The organism is Vibrio sp. 11-4(1) (assembly GCF_013048625.1).
GTDB lineage: Bacteria > Pseudomonadota > Gammaproteobacteria > Enterobacterales > Vibrionaceae > Vibrio > Vibrio diabolicus.
The window spans coordinates 48,527-67,142 of the sequence record NZ_VHSY01000015.1 but is presented as its reverse complement, the minus strand read 5'-3'; the positions used below and the strand labels follow the sequence as shown (position 1 = coordinate 67,142).

Genomic DNA, 18,616 nt, shown 5'->3' with positions numbered 1-18,616 from the left:
CCCCGCGTCCGTATTGTGTCACCGTTAAGTACCGTGAGAACTATAAAACTGGAGCGACACACGAGGTTCGAACTCGTGACCTCAACCTTGGCAAGGTTGCGCTCTACCAACTGAGCTAGTGTCGCATATTAACAGCAGTCGCTATTAATAGAATTTGGTTGCGGGGGCCGGATTTGAACCGACGACCTTCGGGTTATGAGCCCGACGAGCTACCAAGCTGCTCCACCCCGCGTCCGTATTGTGTCACCGTTAAGTACCGTGAGAACTATAAAACTGGAGCGACACACGAGGTTCGAACTCGTGACCTCAACCTTGGCAAGGTTGCGCTCTACCAACTGAGCTAGTGTCGCATCAACAACGTTTCCGCTGTTTAGGGCTGCGAATTATAAGAGCATTTTTTTGTGATGCAAGTCCTTCCTTCAAAAAAACTTTATTTTTTTACTGAACGATGAAAAAGCAATCAAAAGCGATATAAATTACAACAATTTGGATCGCAACCTTAACAGTTAAATCTTGAAAATAGTACGACGATAGTACTTAAGTTCTGCAATCGACTCGCGAATGTCGTCCAAGGCCAAATGTGTTCCCTGTTTTGTGAACCCATTTAATACTTCAGGTTGCCAACGACGCGCCAATTCTTTAAGAGTGCTGACGTCAACATATCGGTAATGAAAGAACTCTTCTAATTCCGGCATGTGTTTGTACAAGAAGCGACGATCCTGCCCAATGCTGTTACCACATATTGGCGACGCCCCTTTCGGCACCCATTTTTCTAAGAATTCAATGGTTTGTGAGACCGCATCTTGTTCTGAGATTTTACTGTTGCGAACGCGTTCCACCAAGCCGCTTGCCGTATGCGTATTGGTGCACCAATCGTCCATTTTCGCTAGCTCTTCTTCCGGCTGATGAATCGCTAATACTGGACCTTCAGCTAAAATATTTAGTTCGCTATCCGTGACAATAGAAGCAATTTCAATGATTTTGTGCGTTTCAGGATCAAGCCCTGTCATCTCTAAATCAACCCAAATTAGGTTTTGATCGCTAAAGGACATGGTTACGCCGCCTATTTGTTTATCGATAAAAGAGGTACTATACCTCAAAATACGGGAAACACGATACTCACGCAGAGCCAAGATCACGGCTCAACCATTTGAGTAAATTCACATAAAGTACAGAATTGTGGCAAAGAAGAAAAAGTTAACCAAAGGTCAAGTGCGACGCGTACGCAGCAACCAACAAAAGCGTTTAAAAAAGCAAGAAGAGTCCATCCAGTGGGATGAAAACATGCTAGGCGCAAGCAAACAAGGTCTAGTGATCACTCGTTTTGGCCAGCACGCGGATATTGAAGACCTTGAAACAGGCGAGATTCAACGCTGTAACCTTCGCCGTGGTATCGAATCTTTAGTATCTGGCGATCGAGTTTTATGGCGCGAAGGCTTGGAGTCTATGGCTGGCATTTCTGGCGTTGTTGAAGCGGTAGAACCTCGTTCTTCAGTGCTCACTCGTCCAGATTACTACGATGGCCTAAAGCCCGTAGCTGCCAATATTGATCAAATGGTCATTGTCTCCTCGGTACTGCCCGAGCTATCACTGAATATTATTGACCGTTACCTCGTAGCATCAGAAACACTGAATATCGCACCATTGCTGGTCTTAAACAAAGTCGATCTTCTAGAAGCCGATGATCGTGTAATGTATGAAGAATGGCTCAAAGAATATGAACGCATTGGCTATAAAGTGCTTCTGGTCAGCAAGAAGTCTGGAGAAGGCATTGCTGAACTAGAAACCCTGCTGCGTGACCGAATTAATATCTTTGTTGGTCAATCAGGCGTAGGGAAATCCAGCTTAGTCAACGCGTTAATGCCGGAACTAGAGAGCGAGGTGGAAGAAGGCGAAGTTTCCGAGAACTCAGGTTTAGGCCAACACACCACGACAGCAGCGCGCTTGTATCATATTCCGACGGGTGGCGACTTGATCGACTCGCCTGGAGTGCGTGAATTTGGGCTTTGGCATTTGGAAGCAGAAGAAGTAACGAAAGCATTCGTTGAATTCCGACCATACTTAGGCGGTTGTAAGTTCAGAGATTGTAAGCACAATGACGACCCTGGCTGCCTTCTACGTGAAGCTGTTGAGAAAGGGGAAATCAACGAAACTCGCTTTGAAAACTACCATCGCATTTTGGAAAGCATGGTTGAAAACAAAGCAAACCGTCAGTATTCACGCAATAAGAAAGCCGATCTGTAATTAAGTTAAGACTGTAACTGTGTAAAAAGTCTTCACCTAATACTGACAAGCAAATTAAATTTCAGTAACATCACGCGCCCTAAAGCGCGAATCTAACAGAAGTATCGGAATTAAAGATGGACAAGTTTAAAGTTGGACTGCAGTACTGGATCCCACAACACGGCCTCACTCGCCTAATGGGTAAACTGGCTTCAGCAAAAGCTGGCGGTCTAACAACAGCAGTTATTCGTTGGTTTATCAAACAATACAATGTGAACATGGATGAGGCGAAGCACTCAGATCCTAAGCATTTTAAAACGTTCAACGAGTTTTTCGTTCGTGAGCTAAAAGAGGGCGCACGCCCAATTTCTGAGGGCGAAAACGTCATCACTCACCCAGCCGACGCTTGTGTTAGCCAATTTGGCCCTATTGAAGATGGTCAACTTATCCAAGCAAAAGGTCATCACTTCTCAGCGCAAGAACTGCTGGGCGGTGACGCGAATTTAGCAAACGAATTTAAAGATGGATCTTTTGCCACGCTGTACCTGTCTCCGCGCGATTACCATCGTGTACACATGCCGTGTGACGGCACACTGCGCCAAATGATTTACGTGCCTGGTGACCTGTTCTCGGTAAACCCACTTACGGCAGAAAACGTTCCAAATCTATTCGCACGTAACGAGCGTGTGGTGTGTATCTTTGACACTGAGTTTGGTCCTATGGCACAAGTGCTTGTTGGCGCAACCATCGTAGGTAGCATTGAGCAAGTATGGGCTGGCACGATCACTCCGCCTCGTGGCAATACTGTCTACAAATGGGATTACCCAGCTGAGGGTGACAAGGCCGTGATCTTGAAAAAAGGCGAAGAGATGGGCCGCTTCAAACTGGGCTCTACTGTTATTAACCTATTTGCCAAAGACGCGATTGAGTTTGACGCAAGCATGGAAAACGGTAAGCCAACCGTAATGGGCACACCTTACGCCTTGAAAAAATAAACAAAACCCCGTTAAAAGAGCCCTTTCTCAAGGGCTCTTTTTATTGATAAAAAGCAAAATTCCGTTCAAAATTTAGCCTCTATTTCTCAAACTCATACCTGCCTCTAAGACCTTCATTCCACAATCAATTATCCTGCGCTTAGGATGAATATTTAGAGGGGCAGCCAATGCCAAAGATGAGTGTAAACACGCTGGCGAAATTGCTGGTATGCTTTTTAATTCCGCTCGGTGTTTTGATGATGCCGATTGATGCTATTCCTATTGATGATCTTACTTTAATTCAGCATCGTCTGTTGGCTATTTTTCTTCTTGCTGCCCTACTTTGGGTTCTTGAGCCGGTACCCGTTTTTGCTACGTCCATTCTTATTATCGCTCTTGAACTGATCATGATATCGGATAAAGGTTTGCATCTATTTCGCAATCCACCAGCGGGGCATGATTTAGGAGAGTTAATTGCTTACACTGATATTTTCTCTGCCTTCTCTTCACCGATCATTATTCTTTTTATGGGTGGGTTTGCCCTCGCCATCGCGGCTTCCAAATACGAACTCGACAACAATCTCGCCCGAGTACTACTAAAACCATTCGGCACACAACCTAAGTTCATCATGCTGGGTTTGATGCTCATTACCGCCGTTTTTTCAATGTTCATGTCCAACACTGCCACGACGGTCATGATGTTGGCGCTGCTCGGTCCAATCGTCGCTTCTGCACCTAAAGGGGATCTAGGGATTAAAGCGCTGGTGCTGTGCATTCCAATTGCCGCGAATACTGGCGGCATTGCAACTCCGATAGGCACGCCACCTAACGCAATAGCGCTCCAATACCTCACCGGAGAAAACGCCATAGACTTCCTATCTTGGATGACAATGGGCCTACCATTTGTGCTGATACAACTCACTGTTGCTTGGTTTTTGTTGCAGAAGCTGTTTCCGTCCAGCGAACCAGAAATGAAACTAAAGCTGGATGGTACGTTCAAAAAGAGCTGGCGCGCGATCGTCGTCTACATCACTTTTGCACTAACCATTGTGCTTTGGATGACGACAAAAGTGCACGGCATGAACACGTATGTTGTTGCGATTATCCCGCTTGCGGTGTTCACCTTAACGGGCATTATGGGAAAAGAAGAACTCAAGCTGATTAACTGGGACGTGCTATGGCTGGTTGCTGGTGGTATCGCAATTGGTATTGCCTTAGACAAAACGGGTTTAGCCGAAGCATTGGCACACGCCATTGATTACAGCTTACTATCACCATTTGCCGTTGTCTTTGCCCTATCGGTAGTATGTTGGTTAATGGCGAACTTTATGTCTAATACCGCAACGGCAAACTTATTAATGCCTATTGCTGCCGCTATTGGTACATCCATGCCAAGCCTTATTGCGGTTGGTGGCCTACAAGGTTTACTGGTTGTCGTCGCATTCTCCGCATCACTTGGCATGATATTACCGGTTTCCACGCCACCAAACTCTTTGGCTTATTCAACAGGCCTAATCGAGAGCAAAGACATGGCGAAAGTGGGGCTGATTCTTGGTTTGATTGGTCTATTTATCGTGTATGGCGCAGTTCTGGTGCTGTTTTAATCGATAAGCTCCGTGACAGAGCTTGTTGTCATGGAGCTGTTCGCCAGCTATTGCCCTCACAGAGCAGCTTTTACATCCATTAAATTTCGTGCATATTAAGACTCCTCTACTCTACAAGGACGTCGACACATCATGGGTTACGAATGGCTTGCTTTATGTGCCGCTTTTCTGTGGGCAGTTTCTAGCCTTATTTCTGTCATTCCTGCACAACACCTAGGCGCTTTTTCTTACAGCCGCTGGCGCATGGGCTGTACGGCCGTGATCTTATCAACAATGGCCTGGATAACTGGCGGCTGGTTAACGGTTTCTTGGGAACATGTAACGCCCATGATGGCGTCGGGTCTGATTGGAATTTTCATCGGTGATACCGCTCTGTTTGCGTGCTTGAATCGTATGGGACCAAGACAAGCCGGACTACTGTTTTCCTGCCATGCGGTATTCTCGGCCATTTTGGGCTACTTCTTATTTAGTGAAGTCATGACCACAATAGAACTACTGGGCGCATCATTGGTATTTAGCGGCGTGGTGATGGCGATATTCTTTGGTCGAAGAGGCCAAGTGAATAACGTCTTGGAAGACATTAAAGGTAACATCTGGGTGGGCATTGGACTTGGCTTAACCGCAGCAATGTGCCAAGCATTGGGCGGCATCATCGCCAAGCCAGTAATGCAAACCAGCATTGACCCCGTTGCGGCTTCTGCTATTCGAATGATCAGTGCATTTTTCGCCCACAGCATGTTGTTAGTTCTGGGGGTCAAAATCGCTCGCTCGACACAACACATTACTTGGCGAATATTTGGTATTACTGCGCTTAACGGTTTCTTGGCGATGGCCGTCGGCATGACGCTGATCTTATACGCACTGCAAGAAGGAAATGTAGGTATGGTTGCACTGCTATCTTCAACCACGCCAATTATGTTGCTACCGCTACTCTGGATTTACACTAAACGCCGACCAAACCGATTTGCATGGTTGGGCGCAGCCCTAGCTGTGATTGGTGCTGGCATTTTGGTTCAATAACCTTACAGACCAGCCCTTGTTGCCAGATACAAAAAAGCCCGAGTTTAAACTCGGGCTTTTGTCATTCTGAGCAGTTAGTTAATTATTTAACTAGCACTTCACCCGTCATTTCTGCTGGGATTTCTAGACCTGCTAGAGAAAGCATGGTTGGTGCAAGGTCAGACAGTTTGCCGCCTTCTTTGAACTCAACCGCTTTATCACCTACGTAAATAAGAGGAACCGGTAGGTTAGTGTGCGCTGTGTGAGTACCACCCGTTTCTGGGTCAACCATCATTTCTGCGTTACCGTGGTCCGCAGTGATCAGTAGCTGACCGCCAACTTCTTTGATTGCTTCAACTACTTTGCCAACACTTTCATCTAGCGCTTCGATTGCTTTCTCAGCTGCTTCGTAAACGCCAGTGTGACCAACCATATCTGCGTTCGGGTAGTTACAGATGATAGTGTCGAACTTACCAGACTTGATCGCCGCAACCAGTTTCTCTGTAAGCTCAGGGGAGCTCATTTCTGGCTGAAGGTCGTAAGTGGCTACTTTTGGAGAAGCAACAAGCTGGCGCTCTTCGCCTTCAAATTCGTTTTCAACACCGCCGTTGAAGAAAAACGTTACGTGCGCGTATTTCTCTGTTTCAGAGATACGTAGCTGAGTTTGACCTTGCTTAGACAGCCACTCACCGTACGTGTTTTCTAGAGACGCTGGTGGGAATGCGATTGCTAGAGGGATATCTGCCGCGTATTGAGTCAACATAACGAAGTTAACTGCCGGGAATACCGCACGCTCAAAACCATCAAAGTCAGGCACGAATGCGCGAGTGATTTGACGAGCTCGGTCAGCACGGTAGTTCATGAAGATAACCGCATCACCGTCTTGCATGATTGCGTCTTCTTCGCCTGCCGCTTTGATGGCTGTCGCTTTCACGAACTCATCGTTCTCTTCACGAGCGTAAGCGGCTTCTAGACCAGCAACGGCGGTTTCTGCTGTGAACTCAGCTTTCGCTTGAGTCAGAAGATCGTAAGCAACTTGAACGCGATCCCAGTTGTTGTCACGGTCCATAGCGTAGTAGCGACCTACTAGAGAAGCAACACGACCTTTACCTAGTTTCGCGAATAGATCTTGGAAACGTTGTAGCGAGTTTTCTGCACTACGTGGTGGCGTGTCACGACCGTCTAGGAAACAGTGTAGGTAGATTTTCTCAGCGCCACGAGCCGCTGCCATTTCAACCGCTGCGTAGATATGGTCTTCATGAGAGTGTACGCCACCTGGAGACATCAGACCCATGATGTGTACCGCTTTCTCTGCTTTAACAGCAGCATCAACTGCTTCAACAAGCGCTGGTGTTTCAGCGAACTCACCGTCAGCGATTGATTTAGTGATACGAGTTAGATCTTGGTATACAACGCGACCTGCGCCAATGTTAGTGTGACCAACTTCTGAGTTACCCATTTGACCATCAGGAAGGCCAACATCCATGCCTGAAGCAGAGATTAGAGTGTGTGGGTTATTCGCAATCAGAGCATCCATTACTGGTGTTTTCGCATTCGCAATTGCGTTACTTGCTGTGTCTTCACGGTAACCGTAACCGTCAAGGATAACTAGAGCCAGTGGCTTCTTAGCTGACATAGTGATGACCTCATCAAATTTAAGTAACTTTTGGCGTAGGGCCTCGCTGCCCTATCTAACCTTGAAACAAAACTAGCGTAATTTTACTACACTTTTTAACCAAAACTGTAGGTTAAGATCAAATAATGTTTGCGATTTATTGTTGCTATCTTACAAGTTAAACGAACAACGAGTCAGTGCCGACAAACGTGTTCCACAAGCATAGTCATTCCTAATACGCTTTGTACACCCCAGTCTAGGTTCGGTTTTCTTACGCTTCTGATTCTTGTTTTTGCACCTGAAACAGCGCTTATTTAACGCATGATCGAACAAGATTGGTTAGTACCTATTGTTCGCTTTTTTCGGTAAAACAAAAATCACTTAAGTCGATAAATCCAATAGGCAAAAACAATCAAGCTACCATAGTCCAAGGCACGGATGGCAATAACATAAAGGGTTTATAGAGATCTCAATTATTCGTTAGAAAATTTTAACCCTCTCGCCTAAGAGGCTTAACCCCGCTATACTCCTGCTTTATTTTTCCGCCAACAGCGTAAGAGCTCAAGACATGCAAGAGTACATTGAATTTTTCCAACAGAACATGATTCTATCTTTGGTTTGGGTAGGTCTTCTTGTCGCCTTTATCATGAACATCGTGAAGTCAGCGACGGCCGCATACAAAGAAATCAACGTAAACCAACTGACTCATCTTATGAACCGTGAAAACGGCGTTGTAGTGGATATCCGCACAAAGGACGAGTTCAAAAAAGGTCATATCACCGACTCACTTCACATTTTACCGTCAGATATCAAAGCGGGTAACTTTGGTAGCCTTGAAAACCACAAATCAGACCCAATCATTGTGGTATGCAAAACAGGGCAAAACGCTCAAGAAAGCGCGAACCTATTAGTAAAAGCAGGCTTTGAAAAAGTAAGCCTACTGAAGAACGGATTGATTGCATGGAACGAAGCGAACCTGCCTTTAGTACGTGGTAAAAAGTAATACCCGGCAGCTTCGATAACGTGGCAGAGGCAAAAGACAAGGTACGCACCCAGCGTGTTTTTGCCAAGCTTCGTGGATAATAAACTGAGCAAATTGAAAGCAGTTGAAGCATTAAGTTGTGACGCTTTGCACGTAATACACGCTTCATCTAGTCAAGGTAGATTGGCTCAGTTAGTCTCGGGACATACCAGTTTTCTGAGTTTAGACGTTTCTAGGCTCTACAAATATTTATTTAAGGATTAAAAAATGGCTGAAGCAGCACCTCAAGAAGCACAACAAAACTTCGCAATTCAACGCATCTTCCTAAAAGACGTTTCGTTCGAAGCGCCAAACTCTCCAGTAATCTTCCAAAAAGAATGGAACCCAGACGTTAAACTAGACCTAGACACTCAAAGCCGTGAGCTTGGTGAAGGCGTTTACGAAGTGGTTCTACGTCTAACTGTAACTGTGAAGAACGAAGAAGAAACAGCGTTCCTATGTGAAGTTCAACAAGGTGGTATCTTCACTGCTGAGCAAATGGAAGCAGGCCAACTTGCACATTGCCTAGGCGCATTCTGCCCGAACATCCTATTCCCATACGCTCGTGAAACTATCTCAAGCCTAGTGGTTAAAGGTACGTTCCCTCAACTGAACCTAGCGCCAGTTAACTTCGACGCGCTATTCATGAACTACCTACAACAGCAAGCTCAACAAGGCGAAGCTGAAGCGTAATTCACGTTTTGTAAGTGACGAATAGCCTGAGTGCTGACGTCACCGACTCTAATAAAATGCACAGAGCGTCTACCATCCGATGCAATGTGCATTTTTTATTTCTGACAAAAGTTCCTAGTTCCTAATCGCCAGAAGGCGTAAAATTTGACGATTAGGAACTAGATTCTACTAGTAGAAAGACAATTAGGCGGTAGCATGACACAAGCAAATACAAACAATGCTTACGGTAAAGACATCGCAATGACGGTGATTGGCGCAGGTTCATACGGTACCTCTCTGGCGATCTCACTCGCTCGTAACGGCGCGAACGTAGTCCTTTGGGGACACGAGCCTGAGCACATGGCACGTTTAGAAGCGGATCGCGCGAACCACGCTTTCTTACCTGGTGTTGATTTCCCTGAAAGCTTGATCATTGAATCGGATTTAGAAAAAGCCGTACAAGCAAGCCGAGATTTATTGGTTGTGGTTCCAAGCCATGTTTTTGGCATCGTACTGAACAGCTGTAAGCCTTTCTTACGTGAAGACTCTCGTATCTGCTGGGCAACCAAAGGTCTTGAGCCAGAAACGGGTCGTCTGCTGAAAGACGTCGCTTATGACATTATCGGTGAAAACTACTCACTGGCTGTATTGTCTGGCCCAACGTTCGCCAAAGAGCTCGCGATGGGCATGCCTACTGCAATTTCAGTTGCTTCTCCAGATGCTGAATTTGTCGCTGACCTACAAGAAAAAATCCACTGCAGCAAAACCTTCCGCGTGTACGCCAATAGTGACTTTATCGGCATGCAATTGGGCGGTGCGGTGAAAAACGTTATCGCAATTGGTGCGGGTATGTCTGACGGCATCGGTTTTGGAGCCAACGCGCGTACTGCATTGATTACTCGTGGTTTGGCCGAAATGAGTCGTCTTGGTGCTGCGCTTGGTGCAAAACCAGAAACCTTCATGGGTATGGCTGGTTTGGGCGACCTTGTCCTAACGTGTACCGACAACCAATCACGTAACCGCCGCTTTGGTTTAGCGCTAGGTCAAGGTAAAGACGTCGATACGGCACAAGAAGAAATTGGCCAAGTCGTAGAAGGCTACCGCAACACGAAAGAAGTATGGATGCTCTCTCAACGCATGGGTGTTGAGATGCCAATTGTTGATCAAATTTATCAAGTATTGTATCAAGGGAAGGATGCACGCCTGGCAGCGCAAGATTTACTTGCTCGTGACAAAAAAGCCGAAGGAAAGTAGCACTCTACGCCCCTTCGCACCTCATCTGAGAAGAATAGAAGTTGTCGGGTCACGGAAGAACCACTCAGGATATTGAGAATGAAACACTGCGAAAAACAAAAAGTCTGGAACAGAATTGTCTCAGAAGCCCGCGAAATGTCAGAGCAAGAGCCAATGCTGGCCAGCTTTTACCATGCCACCATCATCAAGCATGAAAGTTTCTGTGCCGCGCTCAGCTACATTTTGGCAAACAAGTTAAACACGGCATCGATGCCAGCAATGGCAGTACGTGAAGTGGTAGAAGAAGCGTTCTCTGCCGACCCAACCATTACCGATTGTGCCGCTTGTGACATTTGTGCCACGGTTAATCGCGACCCTGCAGTTTCGATGTACTCTATGCCGCTGCTGTACTTAAAGGGCTACCACGCTCTGCAAGGCTACCGCGTGGCAAACTGGCTATGGAAACAAGGGCGCCATGCACTGGCAACCTACCTGCAAAACCAAATTTCGGTTGCGTGTCAGGTAGACATTCACCCGGCAGCACGCATTGGTAGCGGCATCATGCTCGACCACGCGACAGGTATTGTCATCGGTGAAACTGCAGTTATCGATAATGACGTCTCAATTCTACAAGACGTTACCTTAGGCGGTACGGGTAAAGAGTGCGGCGATCGTCACCCGAAAATCCGTGAAGGTGTGATGATTGGTGCAGGTGCAAAAATTCTTGGCAATATCGAAGTGGGCGAAGGCGCGAAAATCGGCTCTTGCTCTGTGGTATTGCAAGCAGTGCCACCACACACAACTGTGGCGGGGGTTCCTGCGAAAATCGTCGGTCGTCCAAAAACGGACAAACCTTCTCTCGATATGGATCAAGGCTTTAATGGTAAATCACAAAGCTTTATCCATGGAGATGGTATTTAATCGTCAACAAACCTTTTGACAACAACGTGGTAGGTAAATCTCAAGTGCGAAAACAAAATCACCCTGTTCTACGCTCGGCTATTTTATTAACTTGTGCTTTATCTGCCACATATCCCCTTGCCTCTTCTGCCGCTAGTCAACAAGAGCTCAAAGGCGTATCAAGTGAGATAAGCCGTCAACGCAAATCTCTCTCTTCCCAAGAAAAGCAACTCAATGAGCTACAAAAATCGCTCAAAGAGCAAGAACTTGGCATTTCTAAACTTGAACGCGAAATAAGACAAACCAAATCTGAGCTGGCACAAGCAGACAAAAACATAGACAAGCTAGAAGATAAAATTGCCTTGCAAGAAGCGCAGCGCCAAGAGCAAGAGGAAGAGCTCAAACAGTTGCTGCAAACGTATTACGTGACCGAACGAGCAAAAGCCAATGGTCACTTGTTGAATCAAGGTGTGGAAGAAGACCGCATGAGTCAATACTTCCAGCACTTAGCCAAAGCGCGTGCTGAAGTGATTGATGCAATCACCAAAACCACTCAAGAATTGGCACACAACAAAAACCAGCTTGAGCTAGAAAAAGAGCAAATCGAGACGTTACTCAAACAGCAATCTGAGAAACGTACGGCGCTGGCAAGTACACAATCCAAACGTAAGCAAACCCTGAATAAAATTCAGAGCAGTATCAAGAATGATAAACGCTACCTTGCTGAACTGCAGCGCAACGAAACACGCCTAAAAGCCGAGATAGCCAAAGCGGCTAAGCGCAATGCCGTGCCAATGGACGGACTGGGCAAACAGCGCGGTAAACTGCCATGGCCACTCAAAGGTCGTGTATTACACAACTTCGGTACTCGCCAAACCGGGCAAGTAAACTGGAAGGGCATGGTGCTTGCGGCCAATTATGGTCAACAAGTGAAAGCCGTTTACCCGGGCACTGTAGTGTTTGCGGAGTATTTACGCGGTTATGGCTTAGTGGTATTGCTTGACCACGGCAAAGGTGACATGACGCTCTACGGCTACAACCAAGCGTTGACGAAAAAAGAAGGCGATCGCGTGACCGCTGGCGAAGTGATCGCTCTTGCGGGTGATACTGGCGGGCAAGATCGCGCATCACTCTACTTCGAAATTCGCCGCAACAGTGAAGCGCAAAACCCGAAATCTTGGTTGAAGCGCTGATTATCTGACTCATCGACTTATAATAAAAAAGGAGCCACTCGGCTCCTTTTTTGTATTCATATTTTGGCAAATGCTATGCGTAGTACGTTTCTACCGCATCAATAAAAGCACTTACATCATCTTTGCTTAATGTGTTGATGCCTGCCGCCGCTTCTCGGCCGCCACCAGTTGGAAACTGTCCACACACGGCAACGGCGCCTTGTTTGTTGTTCAACGGGGCACGTAGAGAGACCGTGTAAGTGCCATCTGCATTTTCGGTGAGTACTGCATGAGCAGAATCTGGGTTTTGATTTGCCAGCCAGTTGCCATACACACCGCTGATTCGACGTGATGCGGCCGTGTTTGGTAGCTCGAACAGCTTTAGCTTACCGCTCTCATGCGTGGCAGGCACTGCCAGAGCGGCATCCATATCTTGTTGGTAAGCAGACTGCAGTTGGTAGTAAGGCGAAGTTTTATCTTCAATTACATCAAATGGCGACGTGTACTTCAGCAAGGCTTGGTACAAATCCGCAGGATGGAAATGTAAGTCATCCACTTTCGAACCGTAACCGTTGTAATTAATCAAAGTGCCAAGCTCTTTAAGCTGCGCTTTCTGATCGTGTGACAATCCGACCTTGTCAGCCAATTCATCTGCTTTCGCGATCATGTTATCGCCATAAGCCGCCGTAATCGCCCATGTGTGAAAACGTCCATTTAGCAATTGATCGACAATTAAAGCCGTACACATGTTGGCATCGAGATCGATGTGCGCATCCAAGTTGCCATGCTGAGGAATATCACCCGCCTTATGGTGATCGGCGTAAAATACGTGCGCGCCTTGAGCCAATGCTTGCTCTAGGCCTACCATGTTCTTTTCCATCGAAATGTCTAACACCGTTAGCTCATCACCCGCTTGCACGTCTACTTTTTCCACCAGCTTGATGTCGCGCTTTACACCAGTAATTAACTGAGCCTCGATAGGATCAGCCAAGCGTAATTGTAGAAGCGCAATGATGCCATCAGCATCGCCATTAAAAATGTCGTAATTCATGGAGCGATAGTTCCTTTATCGAGAGTCATATCCCAGAGAGGGCTGAACGGTATGAGGACTATTGTGCGTGGCATATTTGACAAGTCAACTCGAGCCACGACTCGAAAATGAGAGTGACTCTCGAAATATTAAGCAGTTTGACGTTTAACTGTGTAGATTGCTGACTGCATCTTCCAGTAACAGTAGCTGCTCTAACCCCTGCTCAGTTGCTAATGGCTTAACGACATTAAGCATCTGCAACATCCCTTGCTTCACCATTTGCTCAGTGATGCTGGTTTTCGAAGCCATTGCAGATTGATACGCCAACCAGCTACACGCAATCAAATGCAACGTACACACCAGTGACTTCAACTGCTGTTGATCAACATTAAGCAGCTTCAGCGATACAAACTCTTGCATGATCGCAATGAGGTTCGCTTGCAGCTTCTCTTGCACATCGATGTACTGCTCGTGTAGCTGTTCATCTCGTGACAAGATTTCTGGTAGGTTTGCGTAGAAAAAGCGGTATTTCCACATCAAGGTAAAAATAGAGTCTAGGTAGCTCTTCAGCATAGTCAGGCTCTCTTGCGAACCTTGAATAGGGGTAAATCTTTCTAAAAGTTCTGCTGAATAAAGCGCAAAGATCTCACGAACGATTTCTTGCTTATTGCGGAAGTGGTAATACAGATTACCTGGGCTAATTTCGATGTGATCGGCAATGTGATTGGTGGTGATGTTGCGTTCACCATGTTGGTTGAACAACTCCAGTGCCGCGTAGACGATTTTGTCGCGCGTTTTCATTGTTATCGTGTTCCCTCTTCATTAACGAATCGAGTATAGCGACTTCACCAACCTAGGTCGATAGAGGCTCCAAATACGGTAACATAACAGACCAGTTAGAATACCCGTTGAGTTGGCGACAAGGTCTAACCAAGAGGTTTGTCTTCCGACATACCCTTGTAGCCATTCGATGGCAGCACTAAATAATAAGATACCAATCGCCACCGCCCAACGTTGACGCCAACGCCACACGCAAAAGCAACCTAAAAACGCAAATCCGCTGTACGCCATGGCGTGCTGCATTTTATCAAGATATGCAATGTTGCCCCAGCCTTGCAACTCGCCCGAGCTCAACGATAAGTAAGCGATCAGTATTGCGTAGCTGAGAATGACCAAACGTGCAGCAGCCAAGTTCATTGAATATCCTTATGCGATTGGGAATGGAAAGGCCGTCACTTGATCAATGTGGTCACAGCCGAGCGCCAGCATGATCAAACGATCGATGCCTAACGCAACACCCGCACAATCTGGCAACCCTGCCTCTAATGCGGATATCAAATGATAGTCGATTGACTGCGGTTTTAAACCCATGTCGAGACGCTTCGCGTTATCTTGCTCAAAACGCGCCAGTTGCTCTTTCGGGTTATCGAGTTCATGGAACCCATTTGCCAGCTCAATTCCCTTAAAATACACCTCAAAGCGATCCGCAACACGATGGTCTTGAGGATTGATTTTCGCAAGCGCCGCCTGTGATGCCGGGAAGTCGTAAACAAAAGCAGGCACATCCTGACCAATTTTGTGTTCGACTCCCACGCTAAATAGCAATTGCAGTAACGTATCGCGATCTTCTTCAGGCTCTGCAATGTCACTCAAACCCAGCTTGCTTGCCGCCGCTTTCAGCTCCGTCATCGAGCCTTCTAGTGGGCACACACCCAACACATCAATGAAGGCTTGTTGATACGTCATGCGCTGCGCTGCGCCACACTTCAATACCAGTTGCAACAGATCATCCATTTCATCCATCAATTTATGATGGTCAAAGCCAACGCGATACCACTCCAACATCGTGAATTCTGGATTGTGGTAACGACCATTTTCTTCGTTACGAAATGCTTTGTTGATTTGATAAATACAACCGCTGCCAGCCGCCAGCAGGCGCTTCATGTGGAATTCAGGGCTGGTCATAAAGAACAGCTTGCTACCATCGGCGTAATCCGGGCCAACAAACTCGGTTTGGAAAGTATGCAAATGAATGTCAGTCACGGTTGCGTGACTCATGGCTGGCGTGTCGACTTCCATCACCTGTCGATCAGCGAAGAATTGGCGAATCGACGCGATTAACGTCGCACGTTGACGAAGTTGGTCAATGGAAGCAGTAGGTTGCCAGTTGGTTTGCATAACAAGTCTCTCAAACTTTAATTCAGCGAGGAAAGTCTCATTCTACATGCTTTTTACTCTTCAAGAAGAGAGGAATATCCCTTCTTATTTTTACTAACGTGCTCGCCTATTTGAGGCAAGCATTACTCGTGCCGCAGCACAAAAAACACTCAGTTAAAACCCTATTATCCATGCGGTTAATGTCACGCAACACAGGTTTAACATCCCTAATGTTAATGCTTGAGGGCCAAAACCTCGATGCCGTGATAGCAGTCACATAACCTATAAATTCTATGCCCTTAAGTGCATTACCGAAGCAAAAACCCAATTACATCAATTTTTCTGCCATGTGGCTCATCTACACTAACCCTACTACTTTTGGGGAGTTCTTTTTAAAGAGCGCCTCGTAATGACAATAACAAGCGGATTTCCGCAATCACACACTGGAGGATAACTGTGCAAATTATCACCACAGATATCGCAGTCATCGGCGCAGGCGGCGCTGGTCTTCGTACTGCTATTGCAGCGGCTGAAGCAAACCCAGACTTAGAAGTCGCTCTGATTTCTAAAGTTTATCCAATGCGCTCCCACACGGTCGCTGCAGAGGGTGGCTCAGCAGCAGTTATCAAGGATGAAGATAGCTTAGACAACCACTTCAACGACACTGTTGGCGGTGGTGACTGGCTATGTGAACAGGACGTTGTTGAATACTTTGTAGAGAACGCGACTCGCGAAATGATCCAAATGGAGCAATGGGGTTGCCCATGGAGTCGTAAAGAGAACGGTGAAGTCAACGTACGCCGCTTTGGTGGTATGAAGGTTGAACGTACTTGGTTCGCTGCAGATAAAACTGGCTTCCACATGCTTCATACGCTATTCCAGACATCCATGAAGTACAGCAACATCAAACGCTTTGATGAGTACTTTGTGGTGGATCTGCTTGTTGATGAAGGCGAAGTTCAAGGTCTGATTGCTATTCACATGTCTGAAGGCGAGCTTGTTACTATCAAAGCAAAATCTGTTGTTCTAGCAACAGGTGGCGCGGGCCGCGTTTACCACTGTAACACCAACGGCGGTATCGTAACGGGCGATGGTATGGCAATGGCTTACCGTCACGGCGTTCCTCTACGTGATATGGAATTCGTTCAATACCACCCAACCGGTCTTCCTGGCACAGGTATCCTGATGACGGAAGGTTGCCGTGGTGAAGGCGGTATCATCGTTAACAAGAACGGCTACCGTTACCTACAAGATTACGGCATGGGCCCTGAAACTCCAGTTGGCCAACCGAAGAACAAATACATGGAACTGGGTCCTCGTGACAAAGTTTCTCAAGCTTTCTGGCACGAACAACAGAAAGGCAACACCATCAAACACCCACTGGGTGACGTGGTGCACCTAGACCTTCGCCACCTTGGTGAAGAGTACCTACAAGAGCGTCTACCGTTCATCTGTGAGCTAGCAAAAGCTTACGTGAACGTAGACCCTGCAAAAGAGCCAATTCCAATTCGTCCAACGGTTCACTACACCATGGGTGGTATCGAGACAAACGGCGGCTGTGAAACTCGCATTAAAGGTCTATTCGCGGTTGGTGAATGTGCGTCTGTTGGTCTTCACGGTGCAAACCGTCTAGGTTCTAACTCACTGGCTGAGTTTGTGGTATTTGGTCGCGTAGCGGGTGAAAACGCAGTGAAACGCGCTGAAGAATTCAAAGGTTGGAACGAGTCTGCAATCGATGCTCAAGTGAAAGCAGTTGAAGAGCGCATCGCCAAACTGATGAACCAAGAAGGTGATGAGAACTGGGCAAACATCCGTACTGAAATGGGTCATACCATGGAAGCGGGTTGTGGTATCTACCGTCAAGAAGATTTGATGCAAGAAACCATTAACAAGATCACCGAACTAAAAGAACGCTACAAACGCATCAGCATTAAAGACAAAGGCAAAGTGTTTAACACTGATCTTCTGTACGCAATTGAAGTGGGTTACGGCCTAGAAGTCGCAGAAGCGATGGTTCACTCTGCGATTCTACGTAAAGAATCTCGCGGCGCGCACCAACGTCTGGACGACGGTTGTACAGAACGTGATGACGTGAATTTCCTAAAACACTCACTTGCTTTCTACAAACCAGATTCAGCGCCAAGTATCGATTACAGCAATGTGACTATCACTAAGTCACAACCAAAAGCTCGTCTATACGGTGAAGCAGCAGAAAAAGCCGCAGCTGAAGAGAAGAACGCAGAGGAGCAAGCATAATGTCAGCAAATCGCATTCAAAAAGTAGACATTCTGCGTTATGACCCAGAAAAAGATGCAGAACCATACAAGCAAACATTCGAAGTGCCATTCGATGAAACCATGTCTGTGCTTGACGCACTGGGCTACATTAAAGATCACCTAGACAAAGATCTGTCTTACCGTTGGTCTTGCCGTATGGCGATCTGTGGTTCTTGCGGCATCATGGTGAACAACGTACCGAAACTTGCTTGTAAGAGCTTCCTACGTGATTACCCAGACGGTGTGACTATCGAGCCTCTAGCGAACTTCCCAATCGAGAAAGACTTGATTGTTGATATGACGCCGTTCATCGAACGTCTTGAAGCAATCAAACCGTACATCATTGGTAACGACCGTAAACCAGAAGACGGTACGAACTTGCAAACGCCAGAGCAAATGGCGAAATACAAGCAGTTCGCTGGTTGTATCAACTGCGGTCTATGCTACGCGGCGTGTCCTCAGTTTGGTCTAAACCCTGAGTTCATCGGTCCTGCGGCACTAACGCTAGCACACCGCTACAACCTAGACAGCCGTGACAACGGTAAAGATGAGCGCATGAAGCTTATCAACGGTGAAAACGGTGCTTGGGGTTGTACGTTTGTTGGTTACTGTTCTGAAGTTTGTCCGAAGAACGTTGACCCAGCAGCGGCAGTAAACCAAGGCAAAGTGGAGTCTTCTATGGACTTCGTGATTGCTATGTTGAAACCTGATGGTTCACCAAAGAAAGTGGAGGCATAAGG

17 protein-coding genes and 3 tRNA genes are annotated in these 18,616 nt (G+C 46.7%); 11 read left to right on the top strand and 9 right to left on the bottom strand.

Translation table 11 applies throughout. From position 1 onward, the window contains the following. Window positions 1-49 precede the first annotated feature (49 nt). The 4 genes from FKN16_RS21830 to orn all read right to left on the bottom strand — a co-directional run bounded on the left by FKN16_RS21830 (window position 50) and on the right by orn (window position 1,052). Window positions 50-125 (bottom strand) — tRNA-Gly (locus FKN16_RS21830). Between the two features lie 30 nt (window positions 126-155). Beyond that, window positions 156-232, bottom strand: a tRNA-Met gene (locus FKN16_RS21825). A 42-nt stretch (window positions 233-274) separates the two neighbouring features. Next, window positions 275-350 (bottom strand) — tRNA-Gly (locus FKN16_RS21820). A 156-nt stretch (window positions 351-506) separates the two neighbouring features. Further along, on the bottom strand, window positions 507-1,052 hold the full coding sequence (gene orn, locus FKN16_RS21815; RefSeq protein ID WP_170903525.1) for an oligoribonuclease: 546 nt from the start codon (window positions 1,050-1,052) through the stop codon (window positions 507-509). A gap of 127 nt (window positions 1,053-1,179) precedes the next feature. Between orn and rsgA the strand changes: the two genes are divergently transcribed. The 4 genes from rsgA to FKN16_RS21795 all read left to right on the top strand — a co-directional run bounded on the left by rsgA (window position 1,180) and on the right by FKN16_RS21795 (window position 5,821). Then, window positions 1,180-2,244, top strand: coding sequence for a small ribosomal subunit biogenesis GTPase RsgA (gene rsgA, locus FKN16_RS21810; protein ID WP_065646956.1), 1,065 nt, complete (start codon window positions 1,180-1,182; stop codon window positions 2,242-2,244). 116 nt (window positions 2,245-2,360) lie between these two features. Further along, window positions 2,361-3,218, top strand: a complete 858-nt coding sequence (gene asd, locus FKN16_RS21805; RefSeq protein WP_005395389.1) for an archaetidylserine decarboxylase — start codon at window positions 2,361-2,363, stop codon at window positions 3,216-3,218. A 167-nt stretch (window positions 3,219-3,385) separates the two neighbouring features. Then, entirely contained in the window at window positions 3,386-4,801 is a 1,416-nt protein-coding gene (locus tag FKN16_RS21800) for an SLC13 family permease (protein WP_012841332.1), read from the top strand. Window positions 4,802-4,933: 132 nt separating this feature from the next. Further along, window positions 4,934-5,821 (top strand): DMT family transporter, encoded by an 888-nt coding sequence (locus tag FKN16_RS21795; protein WP_085344377.1) that lies wholly within the window; start codon window positions 4,934-4,936, stop codon window positions 5,819-5,821. A gap of 82 nt (window positions 5,822-5,903) precedes the next feature. Here the strand turns inward: FKN16_RS21795 and gpmM are convergent, their stop codons facing one another. Beyond that, window positions 5,904-7,436 carry a 2,3-bisphosphoglycerate-independent phosphoglycerate mutase gene (gene gpmM / locus FKN16_RS21790; protein WP_085344378.1) on the bottom strand — a complete coding sequence of 511 codons (1,533 nt, stop codon included), beginning with the start codon at window positions 7,434-7,436 and terminating at the stop codon, window positions 5,904-5,906. Between the two features lie 547 nt (window positions 7,437-7,983). Here gpmM and FKN16_RS21785 point away from each other — a divergent pair. The 5 genes from FKN16_RS21785 (at window position 7,984) to FKN16_RS21765 (ending at window position 12,434) form a co-directional block, all read left to right on the top strand. After that, complete coding sequence (locus tag FKN16_RS21785) at window positions 7,984-8,418, top strand: rhodanese-like domain-containing protein (RefSeq protein ID WP_005395399.1); 435 nt, start codon at window positions 7,984-7,986, stop codon at window positions 8,416-8,418. Between the two features lie 246 nt (window positions 8,419-8,664). Next, entirely contained in the window at window positions 8,665-9,129 is a 465-nt protein-coding gene (gene secB / locus FKN16_RS21780; protein WP_005395400.1) for a protein-export chaperone SecB, read from the top strand. 195 nt (window positions 9,130-9,324) lie between these two features. Continuing rightward, on the top strand, window positions 9,325-10,362 hold the full coding sequence (gpsA, locus tag FKN16_RS21775; RefSeq protein ID WP_006743122.1) for an NAD(P)H-dependent glycerol-3-phosphate dehydrogenase: 1,038 nt from the start codon (window positions 9,325-9,327) through the stop codon (window positions 10,360-10,362). 78 nt (window positions 10,363-10,440) lie between these two features. After that, on the top strand, window positions 10,441-11,262 hold the full coding sequence (cysE, locus tag FKN16_RS21770) for a serine O-acetyltransferase (protein WP_005395410.1): 822 nt from the start codon (window positions 10,441-10,443) through the stop codon (window positions 11,260-11,262). A gap of 26 nt (window positions 11,263-11,288) precedes the next feature. Next, window positions 11,289-12,434, top strand: coding sequence for a murein hydrolase activator EnvC (locus FKN16_RS21765; protein ID WP_170903524.1), 1,146 nt, complete (start codon window positions 11,289-11,291; stop codon window positions 12,432-12,434). 73 nt (window positions 12,435-12,507) lie between these two features. On the opposite strand, the gene FKN16_RS21760 is transcribed toward FKN16_RS21765, so the two are convergent. From FKN16_RS21760 to epmA, 4 genes are all read right to left on the bottom strand, one after another. Then, window positions 12,508-13,464, bottom strand: a complete 957-nt coding sequence (locus tag FKN16_RS21760) for an acetyltransferase (protein WP_104969882.1) — start codon at window positions 13,462-13,464, stop codon at window positions 12,508-12,510. Between the two features lie 144 nt (window positions 13,465-13,608). After that, a complete protein-coding gene (locus FKN16_RS21755) occupies window positions 13,609-14,244 on the bottom strand; it encodes a TetR/AcrR family transcriptional regulator (protein ID WP_005395413.1) in 636 nt (211 codons plus the stop codon). Between the two features lie 21 nt (window positions 14,245-14,265). Further along, on the bottom strand, window positions 14,266-14,640 hold the full coding sequence (locus tag FKN16_RS21750) for a VanZ family protein (RefSeq protein WP_170903523.1): 375 nt from the start codon (window positions 14,638-14,640) through the stop codon (window positions 14,266-14,268). Window positions 14,641-14,649: 9 nt separating this feature from the next. Beyond that, window positions 14,650-15,621: an elongation factor P--(R)-beta-lysine ligase gene (epmA, locus tag FKN16_RS21745; protein WP_170903522.1), complete on the bottom strand. Its 972-nt coding sequence runs from the start codon at window positions 15,619-15,621 to the stop codon at window positions 14,650-14,652. Window positions 15,622-16,056: 435 nt separating this feature from the next. On the opposite strand from epmA, the gene frdA reads away from it, so the two are divergent. Both frdA and FKN16_RS21735 read left to right on the top strand, forming a co-directional pair. Next, window positions 16,057-17,856: a fumarate reductase (quinol) flavoprotein subunit gene (frdA, locus tag FKN16_RS21740; protein ID WP_047010259.1), complete on the top strand. Its 1,800-nt coding sequence runs from the start codon at window positions 16,057-16,059 to the stop codon at window positions 17,854-17,856. After that, window positions 17,856-18,614 carry a succinate dehydrogenase/fumarate reductase iron-sulfur subunit gene (locus tag FKN16_RS21735; protein ID WP_005381489.1) on the top strand — a complete coding sequence of 253 codons (759 nt, stop codon included), beginning with the start codon at window positions 17,856-17,858 and terminating at the stop codon, window positions 18,612-18,614. The genes frdA and FKN16_RS21735 overlap by 1 nt, the downstream gene beginning before the upstream one ends. The last annotated feature ends 2 nt before the right edge of the window (window positions 18,615-18,616 follow it).